The 16,182-nt window shown below is 33.9% G+C and carries 24 protein-coding genes, 1 tRNA gene and 1 pseudogene; 11 read left to right on the top strand and 15 right to left on the bottom strand.

Going from position 1 to position 16,182, the window contains the following annotated elements:
* Position 1: 1 nt before the first annotated feature.
* The 13 genes and pseudogenes from ACQH1X_RS00845 to ACQH1X_RS00785 all read right to left on the bottom strand — a co-directional run bounded on the left by ACQH1X_RS00845 (position 2) and on the right by ACQH1X_RS00785 (position 6,120).
* Positions 2-337 carry a GPW/gp25 family protein gene (locus ACQH1X_RS00845; RefSeq protein ID WP_425386286.1) on the bottom strand — a complete coding sequence of 112 codons (336 nt, stop codon included), beginning with the start codon at positions 335-337 and terminating at the stop codon, positions 2-4.
* Between the two features lie 2 nt (positions 338-339).
* Positions 340-594, bottom strand: coding sequence for a PAAR domain-containing protein (locus ACQH1X_RS00840; protein ID WP_425386285.1), 255 nt, complete (start codon positions 592-594; stop codon positions 340-342).
* On the bottom strand, positions 591-1,055 hold the full coding sequence (locus tag ACQH1X_RS00835) for a phage baseplate assembly protein V (RefSeq protein WP_425386284.1): 465 nt from the start codon (positions 1,053-1,055) through the stop codon (positions 591-593). The genes ACQH1X_RS00840 and ACQH1X_RS00835 overlap by 4 nt, the downstream gene beginning before the upstream one ends.
* Positions 1,042-1,515: a hypothetical protein gene (locus ACQH1X_RS00830; RefSeq protein ID WP_425386283.1), complete on the bottom strand. Its 474-nt coding sequence runs from the start codon at positions 1,513-1,515 to the stop codon at positions 1,042-1,044. The genes ACQH1X_RS00835 and ACQH1X_RS00830 overlap by 14 nt, the downstream gene beginning before the upstream one ends.
* A complete protein-coding gene (locus ACQH1X_RS00825) occupies positions 1,512-2,018 on the bottom strand; it encodes a phage tail protein (RefSeq protein WP_425386282.1) in 507 nt (168 codons plus the stop codon). Before ACQH1X_RS00825 ends, ACQH1X_RS00830 begins: the two co-directional genes overlap by 4 nt.
* A 1-nt stretch (position 2,019) precedes the next feature.
* Positions 2,020-2,334 carry a head-tail joining protein gene (locus ACQH1X_RS00820; protein ID WP_425386281.1) on the bottom strand — a complete coding sequence of 105 codons (315 nt, stop codon included), beginning with the start codon at positions 2,332-2,334 and terminating at the stop codon, positions 2,020-2,022.
* 68 nt (positions 2,335-2,402) lie between these two features.
* On the bottom strand, positions 2,403-3,407 hold the full coding sequence (locus ACQH1X_RS00815) for a major capsid protein (protein ID WP_425386280.1): 1,005 nt from the start codon (positions 3,405-3,407) through the stop codon (positions 2,403-2,405).
* Between the two features lie 35 nt (positions 3,408-3,442).
* A complete protein-coding gene (locus tag ACQH1X_RS00810; RefSeq protein ID WP_425386279.1) occupies positions 3,443-3,811 on the bottom strand; it encodes a head decoration protein in 369 nt (122 codons plus the stop codon).
* Positions 3,812-3,878: 67 nt separating this feature from the next.
* Positions 3,879-4,040: pseudogene (locus tag ACQH1X_RS00805) on the bottom strand (S49 family peptidase); the annotation flags it as partial.
* Between the two features lie 177 nt (positions 4,041-4,217).
* Positions 4,218-5,189, bottom strand: coding sequence for an IS110 family transposase (locus ACQH1X_RS00800; RefSeq protein WP_425385755.1), 972 nt, complete (start codon positions 5,187-5,189; stop codon positions 4,218-4,220).
* Between the two features lie 219 nt (positions 5,190-5,408).
* A complete protein-coding gene (locus ACQH1X_RS00795; RefSeq protein WP_425386278.1) occupies positions 5,409-5,576 on the bottom strand; it encodes a transposase in 168 nt (55 codons plus the stop codon).
* Positions 5,577-5,601: 25 nt separating this feature from the next.
* A complete protein-coding gene (locus ACQH1X_RS00790) occupies positions 5,602-5,733 on the bottom strand; it encodes a hypothetical protein (protein WP_425386277.1) in 132 nt (43 codons plus the stop codon).
* 114 nt (positions 5,734-5,847) lie between these two features.
* Positions 5,848-6,120, bottom strand: a complete 273-nt coding sequence (locus tag ACQH1X_RS00785) for a transposase (RefSeq protein ID WP_265025750.1) — start codon at positions 6,118-6,120, stop codon at positions 5,848-5,850.
* A 231-nt stretch (positions 6,121-6,351) separates the two neighbouring features.
* Between ACQH1X_RS00785 and cutA the strand changes: the two genes are divergently transcribed.
* The 3 genes from cutA to ACQH1X_RS00770 all read left to right on the top strand — a co-directional run bounded on the left by cutA (position 6,352) and on the right by ACQH1X_RS00770 (position 7,355).
* Positions 6,352-6,687 (top strand): divalent-cation tolerance protein CutA, encoded by a 336-nt coding sequence (gene cutA / locus ACQH1X_RS00780; RefSeq protein ID WP_425386276.1) that lies wholly within the window; start codon positions 6,352-6,354, stop codon positions 6,685-6,687.
* Positions 6,678-6,752, top strand: a tRNA-Gln gene (locus ACQH1X_RS00775). The genes cutA and ACQH1X_RS00775 overlap by 10 nt, the downstream gene beginning before the upstream one ends.
* Positions 6,753-7,025: 273 nt before the next feature.
* On the top strand, positions 7,026-7,355 hold the full coding sequence (locus tag ACQH1X_RS00770; RefSeq protein ID WP_425386275.1) for a hypothetical protein: 330 nt from the start codon (positions 7,026-7,028) through the stop codon (positions 7,353-7,355).
* 15 nt (positions 7,356-7,370) lie between these two features.
* On the opposite strand, the gene ACQH1X_RS00765 is transcribed toward ACQH1X_RS00770, so the two are convergent.
* Together ACQH1X_RS00765 and ispD are read right to left on the bottom strand one after the other, a co-directional pair.
* Positions 7,371-7,658 (bottom strand): hypothetical protein, encoded by a 288-nt coding sequence (locus ACQH1X_RS00765; protein ID WP_265025998.1) that lies wholly within the window; start codon positions 7,656-7,658, stop codon positions 7,371-7,373.
* A gap of 611 nt (positions 7,659-8,269) precedes the next feature.
* On the bottom strand, positions 8,270-9,472 hold the full coding sequence (gene ispD, locus ACQH1X_RS00760; RefSeq protein WP_425386274.1) for a 2-C-methyl-D-erythritol 4-phosphate cytidylyltransferase: 1,203 nt from the start codon (positions 9,470-9,472) through the stop codon (positions 8,270-8,272).
* 105 nt (positions 9,473-9,577) lie between these two features.
* On the opposite strand from ispD, the gene ACQH1X_RS00755 reads away from it, so the two are divergent.
* The 8 genes from ACQH1X_RS00755 to ACQH1X_RS00720 all read left to right on the top strand — a co-directional run bounded on the left by ACQH1X_RS00755 (position 9,578) and on the right by ACQH1X_RS00720 (position 16,027).
* A complete protein-coding gene (locus tag ACQH1X_RS00755; protein WP_425386273.1) occupies positions 9,578-10,483 on the top strand; it encodes an alpha/beta hydrolase family protein in 906 nt (301 codons plus the stop codon).
* A 49-nt stretch (positions 10,484-10,532) separates the two neighbouring features.
* Positions 10,533-11,597, top strand: coding sequence for an AI-2E family transporter (locus ACQH1X_RS00750; RefSeq protein WP_341818628.1), 1,065 nt, complete (start codon positions 10,533-10,535; stop codon positions 11,595-11,597).
* Position 11,598: 1 nt separating this feature from the next.
* The gene (locus tag ACQH1X_RS00745) at positions 11,599-12,234 is read left to right on the top strand and encodes a DnaA ATPase domain-containing protein (protein ID WP_425386272.1); all 636 of its coding nucleotides are present in this window, start codon (positions 11,599-11,601) and stop codon (positions 12,232-12,234) included.
* Between the two features lie 213 nt (positions 12,235-12,447).
* Positions 12,448-12,618, top strand: a complete 171-nt coding sequence (locus ACQH1X_RS00740) for a hypothetical protein (protein WP_006279319.1) — start codon at positions 12,448-12,450, stop codon at positions 12,616-12,618.
* Positions 12,608-13,594, top strand: a complete 987-nt coding sequence (locus tag ACQH1X_RS00735; RefSeq protein WP_425386271.1) for a tyrosine-type recombinase/integrase — start codon at positions 12,608-12,610, stop codon at positions 13,592-13,594. Before ACQH1X_RS00740 ends, ACQH1X_RS00735 begins: the two co-directional genes overlap by 11 nt.
* A gap of 55 nt (positions 13,595-13,649) precedes the next feature.
* On the top strand, positions 13,650-14,375 hold the full coding sequence (locus ACQH1X_RS00730) for a lysophospholipid acyltransferase family protein (protein WP_425386270.1): 726 nt from the start codon (positions 13,650-13,652) through the stop codon (positions 14,373-14,375).
* A gap of 51 nt (positions 14,376-14,426) precedes the next feature.
* The gene (gene rpsT / locus ACQH1X_RS00725) at positions 14,427-14,696 is read left to right on the top strand and encodes a 30S ribosomal protein S20 (protein WP_425386269.1); all 270 of its coding nucleotides are present in this window, start codon (positions 14,427-14,429) and stop codon (positions 14,694-14,696) included.
* Between the two features lie 80 nt (positions 14,697-14,776).
* The gene (locus tag ACQH1X_RS00720; RefSeq protein WP_065094622.1) at positions 14,777-16,027 is read left to right on the top strand and encodes a citrate synthase; all 1,251 of its coding nucleotides are present in this window, start codon (positions 14,777-14,779) and stop codon (positions 16,025-16,027) included.
* The last annotated feature ends 155 nt before the right edge of the window (positions 16,028-16,182 follow it).

Here is a 16,182-nt window from a genome sequence, read left to right as displayed (position 1 = left end):
TCTAAACAACTACTCCACTAATACCTATGAATTTGCCTTCTGAAAGATACATACCTTCAAGTACAAGAGTCATTTTTCCTTCTTTAGCTTCAGCAATCTTTACTTTTTCTAACTTAAATCTCTTCTCAAATTTCCCCAGTGCTTCTGCTGTTGCTGCATAGATCTCCAAAGTAAAATCTCTACTGATTGGTTTATCCACTAATTCAAATAATCTTGACCCATAATCTCTCCTCATTATTCTACTGTTAATAGGAGTGGTCAGTATATCAATTATCGACTGCTTTAAGTGCTCTATTCCTTCTAACGTTTTTCCTGTTTTAGCATCCATCCCTTTCATTTTTAGCCTGCAAACACGTCTTCACTGCCTTTTATTACTTTAAACCCACATGAAACTATATCTCCTACTCTTCCTATACCAAGACCATTTGCAAACACTGTTCTTGATCCTTGAATCATTACTTTTCCTTCACTAAAACTGTCTCCTTGTCTACATATTGACTTACCGTTTACAAAAACATTATTACTGCCGCTAATGCAGAAATGTGGTATAGCTTCTCCACAGTAGTCTCCTAACCTCACTATTCCTTTGTTCAATTTAAGTCGATCCTTTCTGCTTTCAGTTTTATTCCACTTTTTGTCATTTCTATGCTCGATTCCCCAGCTTTCAGTGTTATTTTATCTACTACTTCAATCTCTAAATGATGTTTTTCTTTATCGTATGACAACTTTGTTCCATCTTGAAATGTTAAGCTACTCACCTCTTTTTTATTTTCTGGAGCAGAGTACTTTTGTTGATATATTCCAGGAAGTACTACTCCTAAAGATAATTCTCCCAGCGGGGAAAGTATAACTACTTGCTCATCGATATCTGGTGGAGACCAATCTCTATCTTTTCCTGCTTTGCTTGTTATCCATGGCAACCAATCTGTTAAAAATTCTCCTATTTTAACTCTTACTTTTGCTTTTTCATAATCTACTTCTTTTACAACTCCTATACGAATGATATTCGCTAATTTTCTATTTAGCTCTGAAATTGCAAAACTATGGTCTAACATGCACTTCACCTATCTCAATAACATGTGGCATTATGCCAGTTGACCATACTGATTTACCCGCATGCACTTCATGAGTCCACTCCACTAACCACACTAAATATGCATCGAGCTCCGGCCTAAATCCGTCAATTTCCGCAGAGATAAATTCTCCTGGCGAAACATTCTTCACGTTCCAAGTATTTTTATTTACTACTCTCGCAACCTCAGCAGCTAATGTTCTGACAATAATAGGGGCATTTTCTATTGTGCTATCAATCACAATTCGTGCTTCAAATCTTGCTTTCAGCGCTAATTCCTCTGTTCCAGGATCATGTCCTTTTTCAAAGCTACTAAATTCTACAAATACCGCTGGTGCTATCAATTCTTTCCTTATTGCTGGATAAATTTCGCACGTCTGTATTGCTGATATTTCTTCTTTTAACTTAGTGCAAATTGCTTGATGTAAATCTTGCCAATTCATATAGGTGTAATGTAACTTAATTCGCGGTGGAAGAATTTTTCAAATACCTTTTCAACTTCATAATTAACAAGATTTTCTATTATCCTTGAAGCCTCAGGTTCTAGTGGCAACTTAACTTCCTTTATTGGCAATGCTGTTCTTCCTTCACGCTTAAAAATACCGCTATTTCCTTTTGGCATCACTGCTGCAAATCCTCCTATAAACTCATGCTTTCCTACTTTCGATCCTCTTCTTGTTTTTTGTATTTTGCCAATTGTCGATGCTCTAATGTCATAGAGATTTGCTCTCATTAACACGTCTAATCTGCTAGTTTTTGCCTTAAAAATTCTTAATCTCTTTCTTATCAAACTTAATTTTATCTTCTTTTCCTCACTAATTTCTTTTGCTGTCTTCAATTTTAGCCATAGTGCTGTTCTGTTTAACGCTCTCACTATTGCTAATTCTATTTTTTTTCTTTTAGCATTTACACTTTCTATACTATTAACTTCTATATGAATAGACATTCTATACCCCAGATGCTTTGATTTGCCAGACCATTCCAGATTTATCTCTAAGTGGTGGTGTGTGTATTTTGTATTTGCAATCACCTATAACAAAAATATCTCCTACCATTGGCTGCAGTACATCAAACGCACTTACTTCCAACACTAAAGTTTCTCCTACAAATTGCCCTTCACCAATCTCGTATAATTTATCTGTCTCTTGCTTTAATACCTGTACCATATATGACTTATCCTTTGACTCATATAAAGCTATCTCCCCTAAATGGATAAGACAATCTTTCAATAATCGCTTAATATTTCTTGCATTTTTATGCATTAAGTCCTTATAAATATGCTAAGAAGGGTCATACTGGTAGAGTTCTCACCGCTTTGTAGTTAGTATTGTTATGCTGCAACGACTTTTACTAGTACCCCTGGTCTATGGCACATTGGCAGAGGATTTGACTGTGTATGTAAATCTGTTCCTCTATCAAATCTTCTTGGTTCTTGCTTTGCATACAGTGGCTGTCCTAGTGTGTTTACCGTCTCATTAAAATCTACTGGTGCAAAATATGTCGTAAATGTACTTGCTGTTCCTAGTGGAAAACAGTTTCCACTTTCTCTTTCTATAAACCTTCTCACATTTCCCTCAGGATCAGTTGCTTGCCCTCTATATTCCTCAAATGTTATTCCGCAGAACGTAAATCCTGACCTCATATCGTTCCGGAGCGCCGCACCTTCTTGCCATCTTTCATATGCTTCTTTTACTTTTGCATGAGAAGTAAGTGCATCAAAAAACTCAGGGCTTACCAAGGCATGAATTCCTGTCATATATTCACCACTTAAGTTGTCCTCAATATGCCTCAATACCTCCAAACACTTACGTTTTACATCTGTTGTTGCTGTTCCAAGGGCAAAATTTACTACTTTTGGTGTTATTTCAAATTCGTTGTACAGATTTAACAATTCTGACCCATCAGCATCTAAAATTATTCCTTTCAGCGCTCCCATTCGCAAATGCTCTAATGTTATTGCATGTTTGTTTCTCATTAGCTGTAAATGATCGGTTATTACATCTGCCAGCGCTTTCAGTTCACTTTCTGATCCAAATGCCCTTATTCCTTGTACTTCTTCTGGCAGCACTACATCATCATGCGGAATGTGCGGAATCGTAAATGTTCTTACCTTTCTTTTTCCTCTTTTTCCCACTGTTGCTGGTGCTCCTGGAACTTGCGTTGGTAATAAACTCAATACTCCGTTTTGCTCTTCTATGGTAATATGTCTAAATCTTACTGACCTACTTGGAAACAAATTTAAATTTTCAACTCGTCCATAATTTATCGGCAATATATTCATCGCATTTGTTAGTGCCGTCATGCTAAATGCTGTATTTGTAAATGGATTTTGCATTTTTTCTTTTCCCCCTTTATGTTTTTTATTATTTACTAGACCCCTTTGCGGATGATGATCCCTCGTCCTTCAAGTTGCTTTATTGCTGCAACTTTCTGCTCTTCAGTGATATTTGCTGGCCATACAACTGCATAATCCGCTAGCATTGCACCGCGAGCAATAATTACTCCTCTACTATTTTCCTTTGCGTTTACATCGCTTGCTATCACTCCTATCGCCGTTTGTGTCCCATCTGTGGCAGTTGGATTGATTATCTTAACCATGCTATCTTTATCGAGAGCCACTACTGTACCAAGCTTTAGGTTCTGCCCTTTTGCTACTGTTATCTGATCTCTTGAATATAGACTTGATGCCTCATACTTTAATAAGTCACCCAGATTATTTTGTTCGCTTATACAACTCATAAATTTCTCTCCTTAACTGCTTACCGCCGCTTTTATCAATGCTATATACGGCGGTTATAAAAATACTTTAACTCCTACGACTTTTCGCTACCTGTATCATCAATTCTTCTCCTGAATTCTGTGGTATTGCACTTAGTATTTCTGTCTTCTTCGTTCGCTCTGCAAGTAACTCCATTAAAACTTCCCTGGCTTGCTCAACACTTACGCTTTGCTCAATAAATTCTCCTATCAACTATGTTTTTTTTAAAATTTTTTATTTGTGCAATTTTTTAACTTTGTTCAATCATGTGGGCAATAAAAACCCGTTTGTTATAGAAATAGAATTTTATATCAAACAGCTACTGCCTCAATGAATATGTGAATAAGTACTTTAAGTCTGTGTGAACGTACTTATTCACAATATTCATTAGCCAATTTCAGCTACTGTTGTAAGAGTATGCAAATTAATTGCTTCTTTAAGTCTTGCATTAGCAATTACTATAATTTTTCGCATTAGAGCTGTTATAGCTACCATCTTCTTCTTACCACTTTCAATAAGCTTAGAATAAAAGCCACCAAGTACAGATTTGGATCTTGTAACAGACATAGCTGCTGTAAAGAGCTTTGAACGAACATTACTCCTACCACCTATAATCCTTCGGTAACCAACAGCCTTACCACTTTCCTTAGGATGAGGTGCTACTCCAGCAAGACTTGCTACTTCTTTTCTACTTAAGTAGCCAAGCTCTGGCATTAGACACAAAAAATCTTGTGATAACTTTTTGCCTATTCCAGGAACTGTTTTAAGGATTTTTTGACGTTGTTGTAGCTCATGGCTGTCATCGATAATTTTTTGTATAGTGTCATTGAGTTCGTTTATTTGACTATTGAAAAATTCAATGGTCTTCTGGCAACTTTCCTTTATATGGTCATTTTTAGGAGCTTCCAGTCTACACTTTTCCTGAGTTCTCATTTGCGTAATGTCGTCACGACGTTGACAAAGCGCAGCTAGAGTTGATTGTTCTTTTGACGCAGGTGCAAATAGAGAGAGAGTTCTATGGCGTTCACATCCATATTGAGCAAGAGCCATTGCATCTGATTTATCAGACTTTGCTAAAGTTCCGTGGGACAAGATAAAACTTTTTACTTTTCGAGTATTAGCTCGATGTACTGCAATATTCTTGTCAACAAGAAAATGTAATAAACCAAGCTCATATTTTCCTGTGTTTTCTAAAGTTACTAAAGAATTAGGCAGAATATCTGAAAACTCTTGAAATAATTGTTGCCAACCAGCAGGATCATTATCCAATTTGACAGTGTTCTTCTGTTTGTGAATTGCAACGACATTTTTAAATTTTCCAATGTCAATACCAATAAAATTTTGATAAGATGTAACCATAATAAACCTCGATAGTTTCAGTTAATTTTAGATTGTAAACGGGTGCATATATACGTCCCAAACAACTATTCAAACGTATCGAGAGATAGGGCTAGTGTACCTTGATAAAAGCGGTTGTAATACCAATTTTTTTTCGGTCGCACACGCCCGTGATAGCCCTATTCCTATAGTGAGTAGGGTTATCTTTCCCTCTTGTTTTCTTTATATCATATTTTTGACTTACAATTTTTGTGGGTAAAAGTGAGCTGGTGAATATGCTGGAAGGTACAACAAATGACAGCCAAAAGACTCTATTAATGACTTTGTTTTAGGAGTCTTATGAAATGTAGCATTATCCATAACTATAGTTGTACCACGCTTTAACTGTGGCAGTAATATCTCACGCATTAAATACTTCTTTCTCCCGTGAAAGTTATTGGTGCAATGAACTTCTCATCCGCCTATTATACTTACTCTCTCTCGCTTTTTTCCAGAGCATATATTTTTTCTCCTTTTGGAGCTCGTCCATATTCTCGGTATAATCTATTATCAACTCCTGCTTCATCTATATATAAAATGCTAGAGTGGTCTATTTTTGAGATTTTATCGGTAAAGCGCTGCCTATCTTCTTGACTACGTTCTGTGACTTTTTTTTAAGGTTATTTTTAGCTGTTTTAACCTATACCAAATTGAATTTATTCCAAATCCTAGATTTTGTTTCATTTCTGCTAGCTGGGTGTTTTTTGACATATTCTTTGAGTACTTCTGGATCTATTTTTCGAATAAAACTTCCATTCTTTCCTGCCTCCAGGCTCTCACCGTTTCCTTTCTTTTTCAGCCATCTGTACAAGGTTGCAATTCCTATTTCTAGAAGATCTGCTACTTCAGATTTTGACTTCCCTCTTTCCACCAAAGAGATAGCTTTCTCCCTTAAGTCTACACTGTATGCCATTACTTACCTCATATTTCATTAATTCCATATTATACCTTTATCATTTGTTTTGGGAAATACTATAGTAGCGGAATGACGAATTTGTTGCTTATTGAATTGTAGGTAAACTTTTGGCTATAGGTTCCAGCATCACGCGCTGAAATGACAGGATTTCGAAGTAAATCTAATCTATTTTCTCTTGATGAATAAACCTGAGTGAAGTATAGTAGCAATGCGTTTATATAGATTCTAATGAATAGTTTAGTTTTGGTTTATACAACTTTTTCAAATTTTGAAGAAGCTAAAACTGTTTCTGAAGAATTGTTAAACGAGAAATTAATTGTATGTGTCAATATATTTCCCGAAGTGAATTCTCTGTATTTATGGGAAGGTAAAATTAGTAATAGTTGTGAAGTAGTAGCAATTACGAAGAGCAAAAATGATCAAGTTGATAAAATTGTAGAAAAAATCGAAGCAATGCATTCTTATGATCAGCCAGCTATTGCTGTGATGTCCATAGAAAAAGCAAATAAATCTTTTACTAATTGGGCTAATAGTGTTATTGATGTAAGTAGTATTGGGGTGTAGCCAAGTGGTAAGGCAGCGGTTTTTGATACCGCCACGCGAAGGTTCGAATCCTTCCACCCCAGCCATGTTGAAGTGGGTGTAAAATGATATCACTTTTCTATAGATTAAGATTATTAAATTATATATTAGGTAGTCTAAAAGATATAACTGTGAAACTGTTTCTCTTCACAATGTATCTTTATATATCCAGCATTATGCTCATGTTTCTCAGCAATGGTTTTTGGTATGCTGTAGAATTTGGCTCTTTCAAAAATGCGTTTTACCGTTTGTTTCAATATTGCAAGTGGTATTATGAAAACAGGGAAGATCTCGGTTACGGAATTTCTATTCGAATATTAGTGGCGTTTCTTACTCCGCATTTTCTCTATAAGTTGTTCCTTAGCACAGGCTGGAAGTCCTTTTTAAAGGAAAAGATAGTGCAGATACTCAAGTTCATAATCACAAGAAGAAAAAAGGGTAGTGAGTTCAGTAACAGTAGTAAACCAAGTAGCAGTAGTTATAGTGATAAGAATAATTACAGCAATAACAGTGGTAACAATGAGCATCATGCTCAAGATGCAAAGCGGAAAGTAAACATGATAAAGCAGCTATTAGTCAAAGATATAGAGAAAACTATAGATAGGAGATTGCATGATATTTTTTTCGGTAAAAGGAGTAAACCTCATTGAGTATATAAAAAGGCTTTATCTAGTAAGGCTTTTTAAGATTGGCTGTATTTTGTTTTTTACGTATACCGGATCACAATCAGCCAATATACATGTGTGCACAAAATCTTGACTAAAGTCTGACAACCAAGAAATTGCTTTACGTTTTTCCACCAAGCTTTCTGTTTTTTTACAGTTACTTGCTGCATCAGTCATTGCCTGTGCTATCACTGATTTCCACAGTATACAGTACCGTTGTATATCATCTGACGTACTGTTTGCTTCGTAATGGTGAAAAAATTCTTTGAAATTGAAGTTGTTTGACATGATGATACCTCTTTGGATTGAAATTTGAAATGATTTGAGTTTATGTTGCCACAGCAGATTTCGCTAACAAGTAGCGGAATGACGAGTTACTATACCGCCGCGAACCGTCATGCCGCCGCGGTATCTCGGCCGCTAACAAGTAGCGGGATGACGGTTGTCGTTTAGCCATAAATGTTTAAGGAATTTACCAAATAAAAAAAAAGGCAAAAGAAACCCTGGTCATTGTCTATTTTCAGTATTGGCGTTTTTTAAGTCTTAAACACTGCAATTTAGCTGCTTTTAAATGCAACTCACCTTTGTTTAAATGTTTAAGAAATTTACTAAGCAGAAAAAAAGGCAAAGAAATCCCGTGTTAGCTAGTTGTCACTCTCTAATCCTGCAAATTGGCGTACTATACTGTCTTAAACGACTTATAAGCGCGTTTCAGCTTGTGTAGGTAAAAACCTAGAAATACTGTGAAGACATAAGGTGCACATAGTGCAAAAAATTAAAAATAAGACGCCAACTACGTTGTTTTCTTGCTGTTTAATCTGCACAGATGAAGATAACTGAATACCTTCAGTCTCATGATAAGGGGGCTGGCGAAGGGTGTCAAGTAAGTTTTTTCGTTTCTATTTCCAATAAAAGTTTGTATGCAATAACACAGAAGCATATGCTGCTATTCCTTCATTTCTTCCAATAGAACCTAATTTTTCTGCAGTGGTTGCTTTGATATTTACAAATTCATCATCAATTTCTAATGCTTTTGATATGAATTTCTTCATTTCTACTTTGTAAGGCGATATTTTAGGCTCCTCACAAACTATAGTAATATCTAAATTAGACACGCTGTACCCTTTTTCCTTTGCTTTTTTAGCAGCAAAGTCAAGAAAGTGAGATGAATTGCAATCTTTCCATTCAGAGGAACTAGGAGGGAAATGTTCTCCTATGTCGCCACATCCCAGTGCTCCGAGTATTGCATCAACGATTGCATGTATTGCAACATCACCATCGGAATGTGCTTCTATTGCCATGTTGTGCTCAATTTTCACACCGCAAATTTTTATAAAGCTCTCAGCACCATTTTGAACTTTAATGAACTTATGTATATCATAACCAGCTCCGACACGAAATTTTGGCTCTTCAAAAAGAAGCTTTGCCATACTGATATCCTCTTTTGTGGTTAACTTAAAATTGCTTTTCTCACCTTTAATAATCACAACGCGCTTTTTGTGCTCTACCATTAGCGATGAATCATCAGTAAATTCTTTGTCTGATTGATGGCACGATAATAATTCTTTGAAATTAAAAATTTGAGGAGTTTGTATGGCTCTGAGTTTTCCTCTTGAAATCGTAGATTCAATGAAATCATCATTCACCAATGACATAGTATCTTCGACCTCTATTGCTGGAACTACTCCTGTATATTGATCATTAATCATGAACTGAGCCAAGTTATCTATCAGAGCATTTGACACAAAAGGCCTGCAAGCATCGTGTATAACTACAAAATCTGGGTTAACTTTTTGTAAGCTTTTAAGCCCTAGTTTAACTGAATTTTGCCTGTTTTCTCCTCCGTATACAGGGCTTAGTAATTTAGTGTCTGTAATTAGTGATATAGCTTTCTCATAGAAATTTTCATGGTCTCTATTAATTGCTATTCTTATGTAATCTATATATTGGTTAGCCAGAAATCTTTTAATTGCATGAAATAAAACAGATTTACCTGCAAGTTCTGTATACTGCTTAGGAATTGTGTTACTGCATCTACTGCCTACTCCCGCTGCAACTATTAATGCTGCTATCTTGTATTTCTCAAATTTGTTAGCACACATATTTATCACTTTTAGCGTAAGTGTATGATAGCAGGTTATCTAAAGTTTTGATAAGGTTGAAATCATTCAAAAAAATAGTACACTATATAATCTGGAAATTTAACAATGAAAGTAACTAATACCAATAAAAAAAATGAAGTGCATATAATATTCTTTCATGGAATAGGAGACAATTATAAAATAGCTCAACAGAGAATAGAGAATTTATGTACCAGTAATAAGCTGGAGGTTACTGCTCATGCACATAAATACCCAACTACATTTCAAAACTATATAATTTATGCTATAGTCAGCTTTTTATTCCTCGGAGCGTTTATATTAGCGCCCATTACAATATTACTTATGAATCCAATAACAACTGGAGCAGTTGGTTTAGCAAGCTTAGCTGCTCTAACTTGCATTTTTTTATCCGTAATGCTTATTATTATTCCCTTTATAAATAGAGATCAAAGTTTGCTTAAGCCCTCGATAGAAGAAATCAATGAATTAATGGACAAGGGTGTGAAGCCTGAAAACATTATACTTTACGGCCATTCCTTTGGAGGAGCAGTTGCAGCAGCGGTTTTGAAGCATTTTGCAGATAAAAATATTAAACTTAGAGGCATTGTTTTTACTAGTACTTTTAGCTCCTTTCATGCGGCAATAAAACATTTTCCAATGCCTCAAGCAAAAATTTTAAGTATGTTGCCCTCATCCATTTTTAAAAAATTGCTAAAGGCTTTAGATCTAGATTTTGATTTAGTGAACGATATACGAAAGTTGCAAGATGAGGGAAAATTGAATATGCCAATAATAGTTATTAATAACAAAGGAGATCACTTAATACCACAACCTGCACAATTGGCGCACGCAATAGAAAATGATAAATTGATATGTGAAAAATTGATCAAGACTGTTAATTCGAAAAGGTGTGAAGATGATCCACATAACGGAGTTTTACCTAGTTGGGAATTGGATGAAAATTTGACTGATCTAATACTTAATAAAATTGATAAAACAATGAATAGATAGTATTTACAATAAACTGTATATTTTTCAGTAAATTGACTATGCTAAAAGCATGCAAAAACGTCATATAACTATTTGTTTTATACTGCTTTTTATAATAGGGATGTTATTCCTGATGCGTCCTATGATTTTTCCATGTTTAATATCTATTGTTATTGCATATTTGTTTAATCCGCTAGTAGTCAAATTTGAAAAGTATAGAATACCGCGTTCATGTTCTGTAATTTTTATAATACTTGTTTTGTTAATAGCTTTTATACTAGTTATAACATTTGTTTTACCTATTATATATGTTCAAATTACTTCAATATTAAATTTCTTAGTGAGTAAAGTGCCTTCATTAAAGCTTAAAGTAATCCCCTCTGTATTAGAATTTCTTAATATAAAAATCGAGGATAGCTTATTTGATCACTTATCTAAAAATCTAGCAGAAAATTACAGCGACTATGTATCTTATTTCATGAATGCTCTTGATATTGCTAGTAACTTTATAATCCAAGTGTTAAGTTCAAGCTTTAACACGGTATCATTAATGGTGATTACTCCTGTAGTGTTTTTCTATATATTACGTGATTGGCCTTTAATTATAGAAAAAGCTAATAAATTAATTCCTGTTTCTTATAGAGAAAAAGTTGCAAATTATTTTTCCAAAGTGGATTTCATCATATCTAATTATCTAAAGGGGCAGGTAAATGTATGTATTGTCATGATGGTCTTTTACTCTGTGAGCCTGAGCATAATCGGATTGAAACACTCTATTGTTATTGGAATTTTATCAGGAATGTTAACGTTCATACCTTACGTAGGGCCATTATTATACACCATTATTGGGTTTTTGAGCGCTATTACTCAATTTAGTGGATGGTTTGAAAGTGCTGCTGTTTTGCTATTATTTGGTGTTGGACAATTAATAGATTCAAACATATTAGTTCCTTTATTAATAGGAAAAAAAGTTCATATACATCCAACTGTAATTATTCTGGGAATTACTATATGCGCTTCATATTTTGGATTTACAGGTATATTACTTTTTATTCCAATAATAGCAATGTTCAATGTATCAGTAGAATATGCAATCAATAAATATTTTAAAAGTGAGCTTTATAAAAACGGCTAATGTGCAATTAAATTTATTTAACAACAATCAAGCTGATTATAGTCGGCAAAATTACATCATCTTAGATGAAAATAAGCACATATATAATTCAGTAATTGATGATTTATCTTGGAAATGTCTGATTCTTTTTGGACCTAAAAGCTCTGGTAAAACTCATCTTGCTCATATTTGGCAATCAATAAACGATGCAATTTTTATCAATGTGAATAACTTCGTAAGCGAGATTAGGTATAGCGATGCTTTTATTTTAGAAGACGTACAAAACATTAAAGATGAAGCAATGTTGTTACATTGTTACAATTACATGAAAGAAAGTGACAAGAGGCTGCTAATCACTTCTCCAATTTCACCAAAAAAGCTTAACTTCAAACTAAGAGATTTAAGCTCTCGAATATTGTCAACTATCAGCGTAAAAATTTTGCCTGCAAGCGAGGAATTATTAAGAATCATGCTAATAAAACGATTTTCAGATAAACAGTTGAAAATTGATTTAAAAGTGATTAATTATATTTTAGCAAGAATAGAACGTTCTTTCTATAGCATTGATAAAATTATAGAGAAGATAGATAATGAATCTATAGGGTCAAATGTGACCGTTCCTTTTATTAGCACTTTATTAAAAAAAGATGCCATTTGATTTCTTCTTTTGTAAAGTACTCATTGTATATATTAAAAATTTATTAATACCCATAACACTAACGTAATTGAAATCTCTATCTGTCCATGTTAGAATTATAATAAATGTTATGTTATAATAAATATAGATAGATACAGCTAAGAAGTATTCTATATTTATAGTAGAGCTCACTTTATAAGGTGTTTTTTATAGATTTAACGTTATAATTTAACTATGATAAGAGTAAGATTAAATTTAAGAAAAAGGTTAAAGCAAAAGTTTGTGATGTTCACTCTATTGATAAATGCTTTATTTGTCTCATATTTTCTCATAAGAAACACAGGGAACACTTCTAATCAAATTATAGCCAAAGAAATAAATATAGGAGCTGATAATGAAAAATAAACAGTCGCAAAATAAAAAAGAAAATCTTTACATAACATATTACATAGATGCTTTGGCTTCAGAGAGGTCCGCTACACAAAATACTCTGGAAAGTTATCGTTCGGATTTACACCAGTTTGAAGAATTTTTATTAGAAAGCAGCACTACCTTGGTTGGTGTAAACAAAACCAATATTAAAGATTATGTGAAATCTCTATGTACACAAAAAAAATATAAAAGTAGCTCTATATCAAGAAAAATATCCGCTATGAAAAATTTCTACAAGTGTCTATTTAATGACGGAATAATAGATTTTAATCCAGCGCCGGCTAATGATGCTGAATTAAAGAATCCAAAAGTTTCTCGTCCTTTGCCTAAGTATTTAAGTGTCGAAGAAATATTTTTGTTAATGGACACAGTGAGAAAATCAGCAAGCGAATCGAATAAAGAGATAAGCAGTAAAAGGCTATGTGCGATTTTAGATATCCTTTACTCTTCTGGAATGCGTGTTTCTGAACTAATTAATATGAAGTTATATGAAGTGTCACATTTAATAAACAGTAATAACAAAGAATGCTATATAATAATAAAAGGAAAAAGTGGTAGAGAGAGGCAAATTCTTTTTAATGAACAAGCATTGCAGAGCCTTAGAAATTATTTATCAGTTCGTGACAATCTGATCCCTAACGGAAAGGAATTCGATTGGCTATTCCCAGGTGATAAACCTAATAAACCAATTACAAGGCAGAGGGTCGGTCAATTAATGAAGGAGTTAGCAAGAAAATGCAATGTTGATGAAAATAAGATCTCTCCACACGTGATTAGGCATTCTTTTGCTACCCATCTACTGGATAGCGGAGCAAATATTGTGTTGATACAGAAAGTTCTTGGCCATACTAACCTTTCTACAACACAAATATATACTCATATTGCTAACGAAAAGTTAAAGGACAAATTAGCTGATTCGCATCCTATTACTCAGATGATCAATAATTAAACTTATTGCTTTTAATTTGTAGTAAAGTTAAATTTAAATAAATTTATGTGAGTTTGTGATTTCAAGTTTATTGTTTAACTTCTTCCTTATATTATGGGAAGTATTCTATACTTTAATTACTCTCCCTGTAATTTTCTTTCCTGAGTGTGTAATAACCATTTTCCTCGTCTGCTCGGTGAGAGTTGTATTGTTCATGCTGCGTTTATTATGTGGCATTAAATATGAAGTGAGGGGAATGGAAAACATTCCTAAGCAACCTTTTATAATTGCATCCAAACACCAATCTCCATTTGAAACATTTATTTTTATACTACTATTTAGAAAAGCGGTTTTTATTTTAAAACGTGAATTGAAATGGATTCCATTCATTGGTTTGCACCTCATAGCGCTGAAAATGATTTTTATTAACCGTTCAGATGGTATCAGTTCTATACGCCATATAATCAAACTAGCAAAAATGCGTATAAAAGAAAATAGAAGCATAATAATATTTCCTGAAGGTACAAGAACGACTATAAACCAAAATATAAAATATCAACCAGGTATTGCTGCTTTATATAGCGTATTATCTGTTCCTGTGTTACCGGTTGCTTTAAACACTGGTTTGTTTTGGCCAAAAAGCATACTTTCTCTGAGAAAGAATCCCGGAAAGGCAGTAATAGAAATATTGCCCCCAATATATCCTGGGTTAAACAAAAATGAATTCTTGCAAAGTTTAGAAAAAATTATTGAAGAGAGAAGCGGTAGATTAACCACAGAAAAAACTGATATTGCAAATTAATAAAAAAATTTTATAATTAAAAGAAAAGTACAGTATTTTAGGTATTAATATATGGCAAATCATAAGAGTGCTAAAAAAATGATAAAGGTAATAGCAAAGCGCACTTTAATAAATAAGATGCGGAAAAGTAAAACTCGCACCTCTATTAGAAAATTGGTTGATATAATCAAGTCTGGCGACGAAGAAAATGTTGTTCTGGCATTTCGGAATGCTGAATCTAATTTACACAAGTGTGTGAATAAAGGTGTTATTCATAGGAATACTGCTGCGCGTAAAATAAGTCGCTTAAATGCAAAAGTAAAAGCATTGATGACCGCTTAATACGGTTAATGTAAAGTTAACTGTATTAATATATACTCTTCAGTTTGTATATTCTGTATAAAATTTAAGTAGCTTAAGTGATGGATAAAAAAGTGCTATTAGAACTAAGTAATGGATTAAAAATCGAGCTACCTGTATTAAGTGGAACAATAGGTCCTGACGTGTTAAATATCAAGGATTTATATAAGACGACAGGATTATTCACTTATGATCCGGGGTTTGTTTCTACAGCTTCATGCTCTTCCACAATTACATTCATTGATGGAGATGAAGGAGTTCTTAAATATAGGGGACATGATATAGCTGATTTGGCAGAGAATAATAGTTTTACTGCTGTGATTTATTTATTGCTCTATGGTGAATTACCCAGTTCAGAGCAACACAAAAAATTTCTTCTCAAAATACAAAAATTATCCAAAGTATCAGAGCAAGTTACAAATGTAATCAAAGCATTTCCAAAGACTGCTCACCCTATGTCGATTTTAATTGCATGTTTTGCAAGTTTGTCAGCATCTTACCATGAAAAGCATGGCAACAATATCAATGGTGAAGATCTAGATTTTGGAATTTCTGCAATAGCACAAGTTCCTGCAATTGTTGCAATGATTTATAGGCATATCAACAATCAGGAATTCATAAATGCTAACAATGAATTAAGTTACAGTGAAAATTTCTTAAAGATGATATTTGGCGATGCTGTTGATAATGATAAAAGCGCCCTTTTTGCAAAAGCTCTGGATAAAATCTTTACTCTCCATGCTGATCATGAACAGAATGCTTCTACGGCGGCTGTCAGATTGGTGGGATCGGCTGGTTCTAATCTGTTTGCAAGCCTCTCTGCAGGAGTTGCTACACTTTGGGGACCAGCACATGGTGGAGCTAATGAGGCAGTTATAAATATGCTAAAAGAGATAGAGCAAAGTGGAGATATAGATAAATTCATCGAAAAAGCTAAAGATGATAAGGATCCATTTAAATTGATGGGATTTGGACATCGTGTTTATAAAAATTATGATCCGCGCGCGCGCATATTGAAAGACGCTTGCCATGAGGTTCTAAGTAAACTAGAACAAAATAATGAATTGCTCAAAATTGCAAAAAAACTTGAAGAAATAGCTTTAAAGGATGAATATTTTATTGTGCGTAAGTTATATCCAAATGTTGATTTTTACTCAGGTATAATAATGAATGCTATCGATATTCCCTCAAATATGTTCACGCCTATTTTTGCACTTGCAAGAACCACTGGTTGGGTTACTCAGTGGTATGAAATGATAAATGATAAAGAAACTAAGATCTGTAGACCAAGGCAACTCTATTTTGGTAAATAAATTTATTTTCACTTCATTAGACTTCTTGCATAACCCAAACTAAGTAGAAAAAAGGTGTCATCTGAGTAGCTGACACTGGAGTAATGCCCTCCTTTGTCATCCCAGTGCCTTGACTACTTGGATCCAGATTGGGCACTAAGTTGGTAAGCATAAAA

It is taken from the genome of Wolbachia endosymbiont (group A) of Barypeithes pellucidus, assembly GCF_964030885.1.
Lineage (GTDB): Bacteria > Pseudomonadota > Alphaproteobacteria > Rickettsiales > Anaplasmataceae > Wolbachia.
Note: the sequence above shows the minus strand (reverse complement) of the source record. Positions and strands in the feature narration are given on the sequence as shown.

Coding starts and splice junctions, on each gene's coding strand:
- ACQH1X_RS00785 (WP_265025750.1), bottom strand. CDS start 6,120: ATGGCATACAGTGTAGACTTAAGGGAGAAAGCTATCTCTTTGGTGGAA.
- ACQH1X_RS00830 (WP_425386283.1), bottom strand. CDS start 1,515: ATGAATTGGCAAGATTTACATCAAGCAATTTGCACTAAGTTAAAAGAA.
- ACQH1X_RS00720 (WP_065094622.1), top strand. CDS start 14,777: ATGGATAAAAAAGTGCTATTAGAACTAAGTAATGGATTAAAAATCGAG.
- rpsT (WP_425386269.1), top strand. CDS start 14,427: ATGGCAAATCATAAGAGTGCTAAAAAAATGATAAAGGTAATAGCAAAG.
- cutA (WP_425386276.1), top strand. CDS start 6,352: ATGAATAGTTTAGTTTTGGTTTATACAACTTTTTCAAATTTTGAAGAA.
- ACQH1X_RS00800 (WP_425385755.1), bottom strand. CDS start 5,189: ATGGTTACATCTTATCAAAATTTTATTGGTATTGACATTGGAAAATTT.
- ispD (WP_425386274.1), bottom strand. CDS start 9,472: ATGTGTGCTAACAAATTTGAGAAATACAAGATAGCAGCATTAATAGTT.
- ACQH1X_RS00835 (WP_425386284.1), bottom strand. CDS start 1,055: ATGTTAGACCATAGTTTTGCAATTTCAGAGCTAAATAGAAAATTAGCG.
- ACQH1X_RS00755 (WP_425386273.1), top strand. CDS start 9,578: ATGAAAGTAACTAATACCAATAAAAAAAATGAAGTGCATATAATATTC.
- ACQH1X_RS00845 (WP_425386286.1), bottom strand. CDS start 337: ATGAAAGGGATGGATGCTAAAACAGGAAAAACGTTAGAAGGAATAGAG.
- ACQH1X_RS00810 (WP_425386279.1), bottom strand. CDS start 3,811: ATGAGTTGTATAAGCGAACAAAATAATCTGGGTGACTTATTAAAGTAT.
- ACQH1X_RS00765 (WP_265025998.1), bottom strand. CDS start 7,658: ATGTCAAACAACTTCAATTTCAAAGAATTTTTTCACCATTACGAAGCA.
- ACQH1X_RS00735 (WP_425386271.1), top strand. CDS start 12,608: ATGAAAAATAAACAGTCGCAAAATAAAAAAGAAAATCTTTACATAACA.
- ACQH1X_RS00740 (WP_006279319.1), top strand. CDS start 12,448: ATGATAAGAGTAAGATTAAATTTAAGAAAAAGGTTAAAGCAAAAGTTT.
- ACQH1X_RS00815 (WP_425386280.1), bottom strand. CDS start 3,407: ATGCAAAATCCATTTACAAATACAGCATTTAGCATGACGGCACTAACA.
- ACQH1X_RS00825 (WP_425386282.1), bottom strand. CDS start 2,018: ATGTCTATTCATATAGAAGTTAATAGTATAGAAAGTGTAAATGCTAAA.
- ACQH1X_RS00795 (WP_425386278.1), bottom strand. CDS start 5,576: ATGCGTGAGATATTACTGCCACAGTTAAAGCGTGGTACAACTATAGTT.
- ACQH1X_RS00790 (WP_425386277.1), bottom strand. CDS start 5,733: ATGAAGCAGGAGTTGATAATAGATTATACCGAGAATATGGACGAGCTC.
- ACQH1X_RS00750 (WP_341818628.1), top strand. CDS start 10,533: ATGCAAAAACGTCATATAACTATTTGTTTTATACTGCTTTTTATAATA.
- ACQH1X_RS00820 (WP_425386281.1), bottom strand. CDS start 2,334: ATGCATAAAAATGCAAGAAATATTAAGCGATTATTGAAAGATTGTCTT.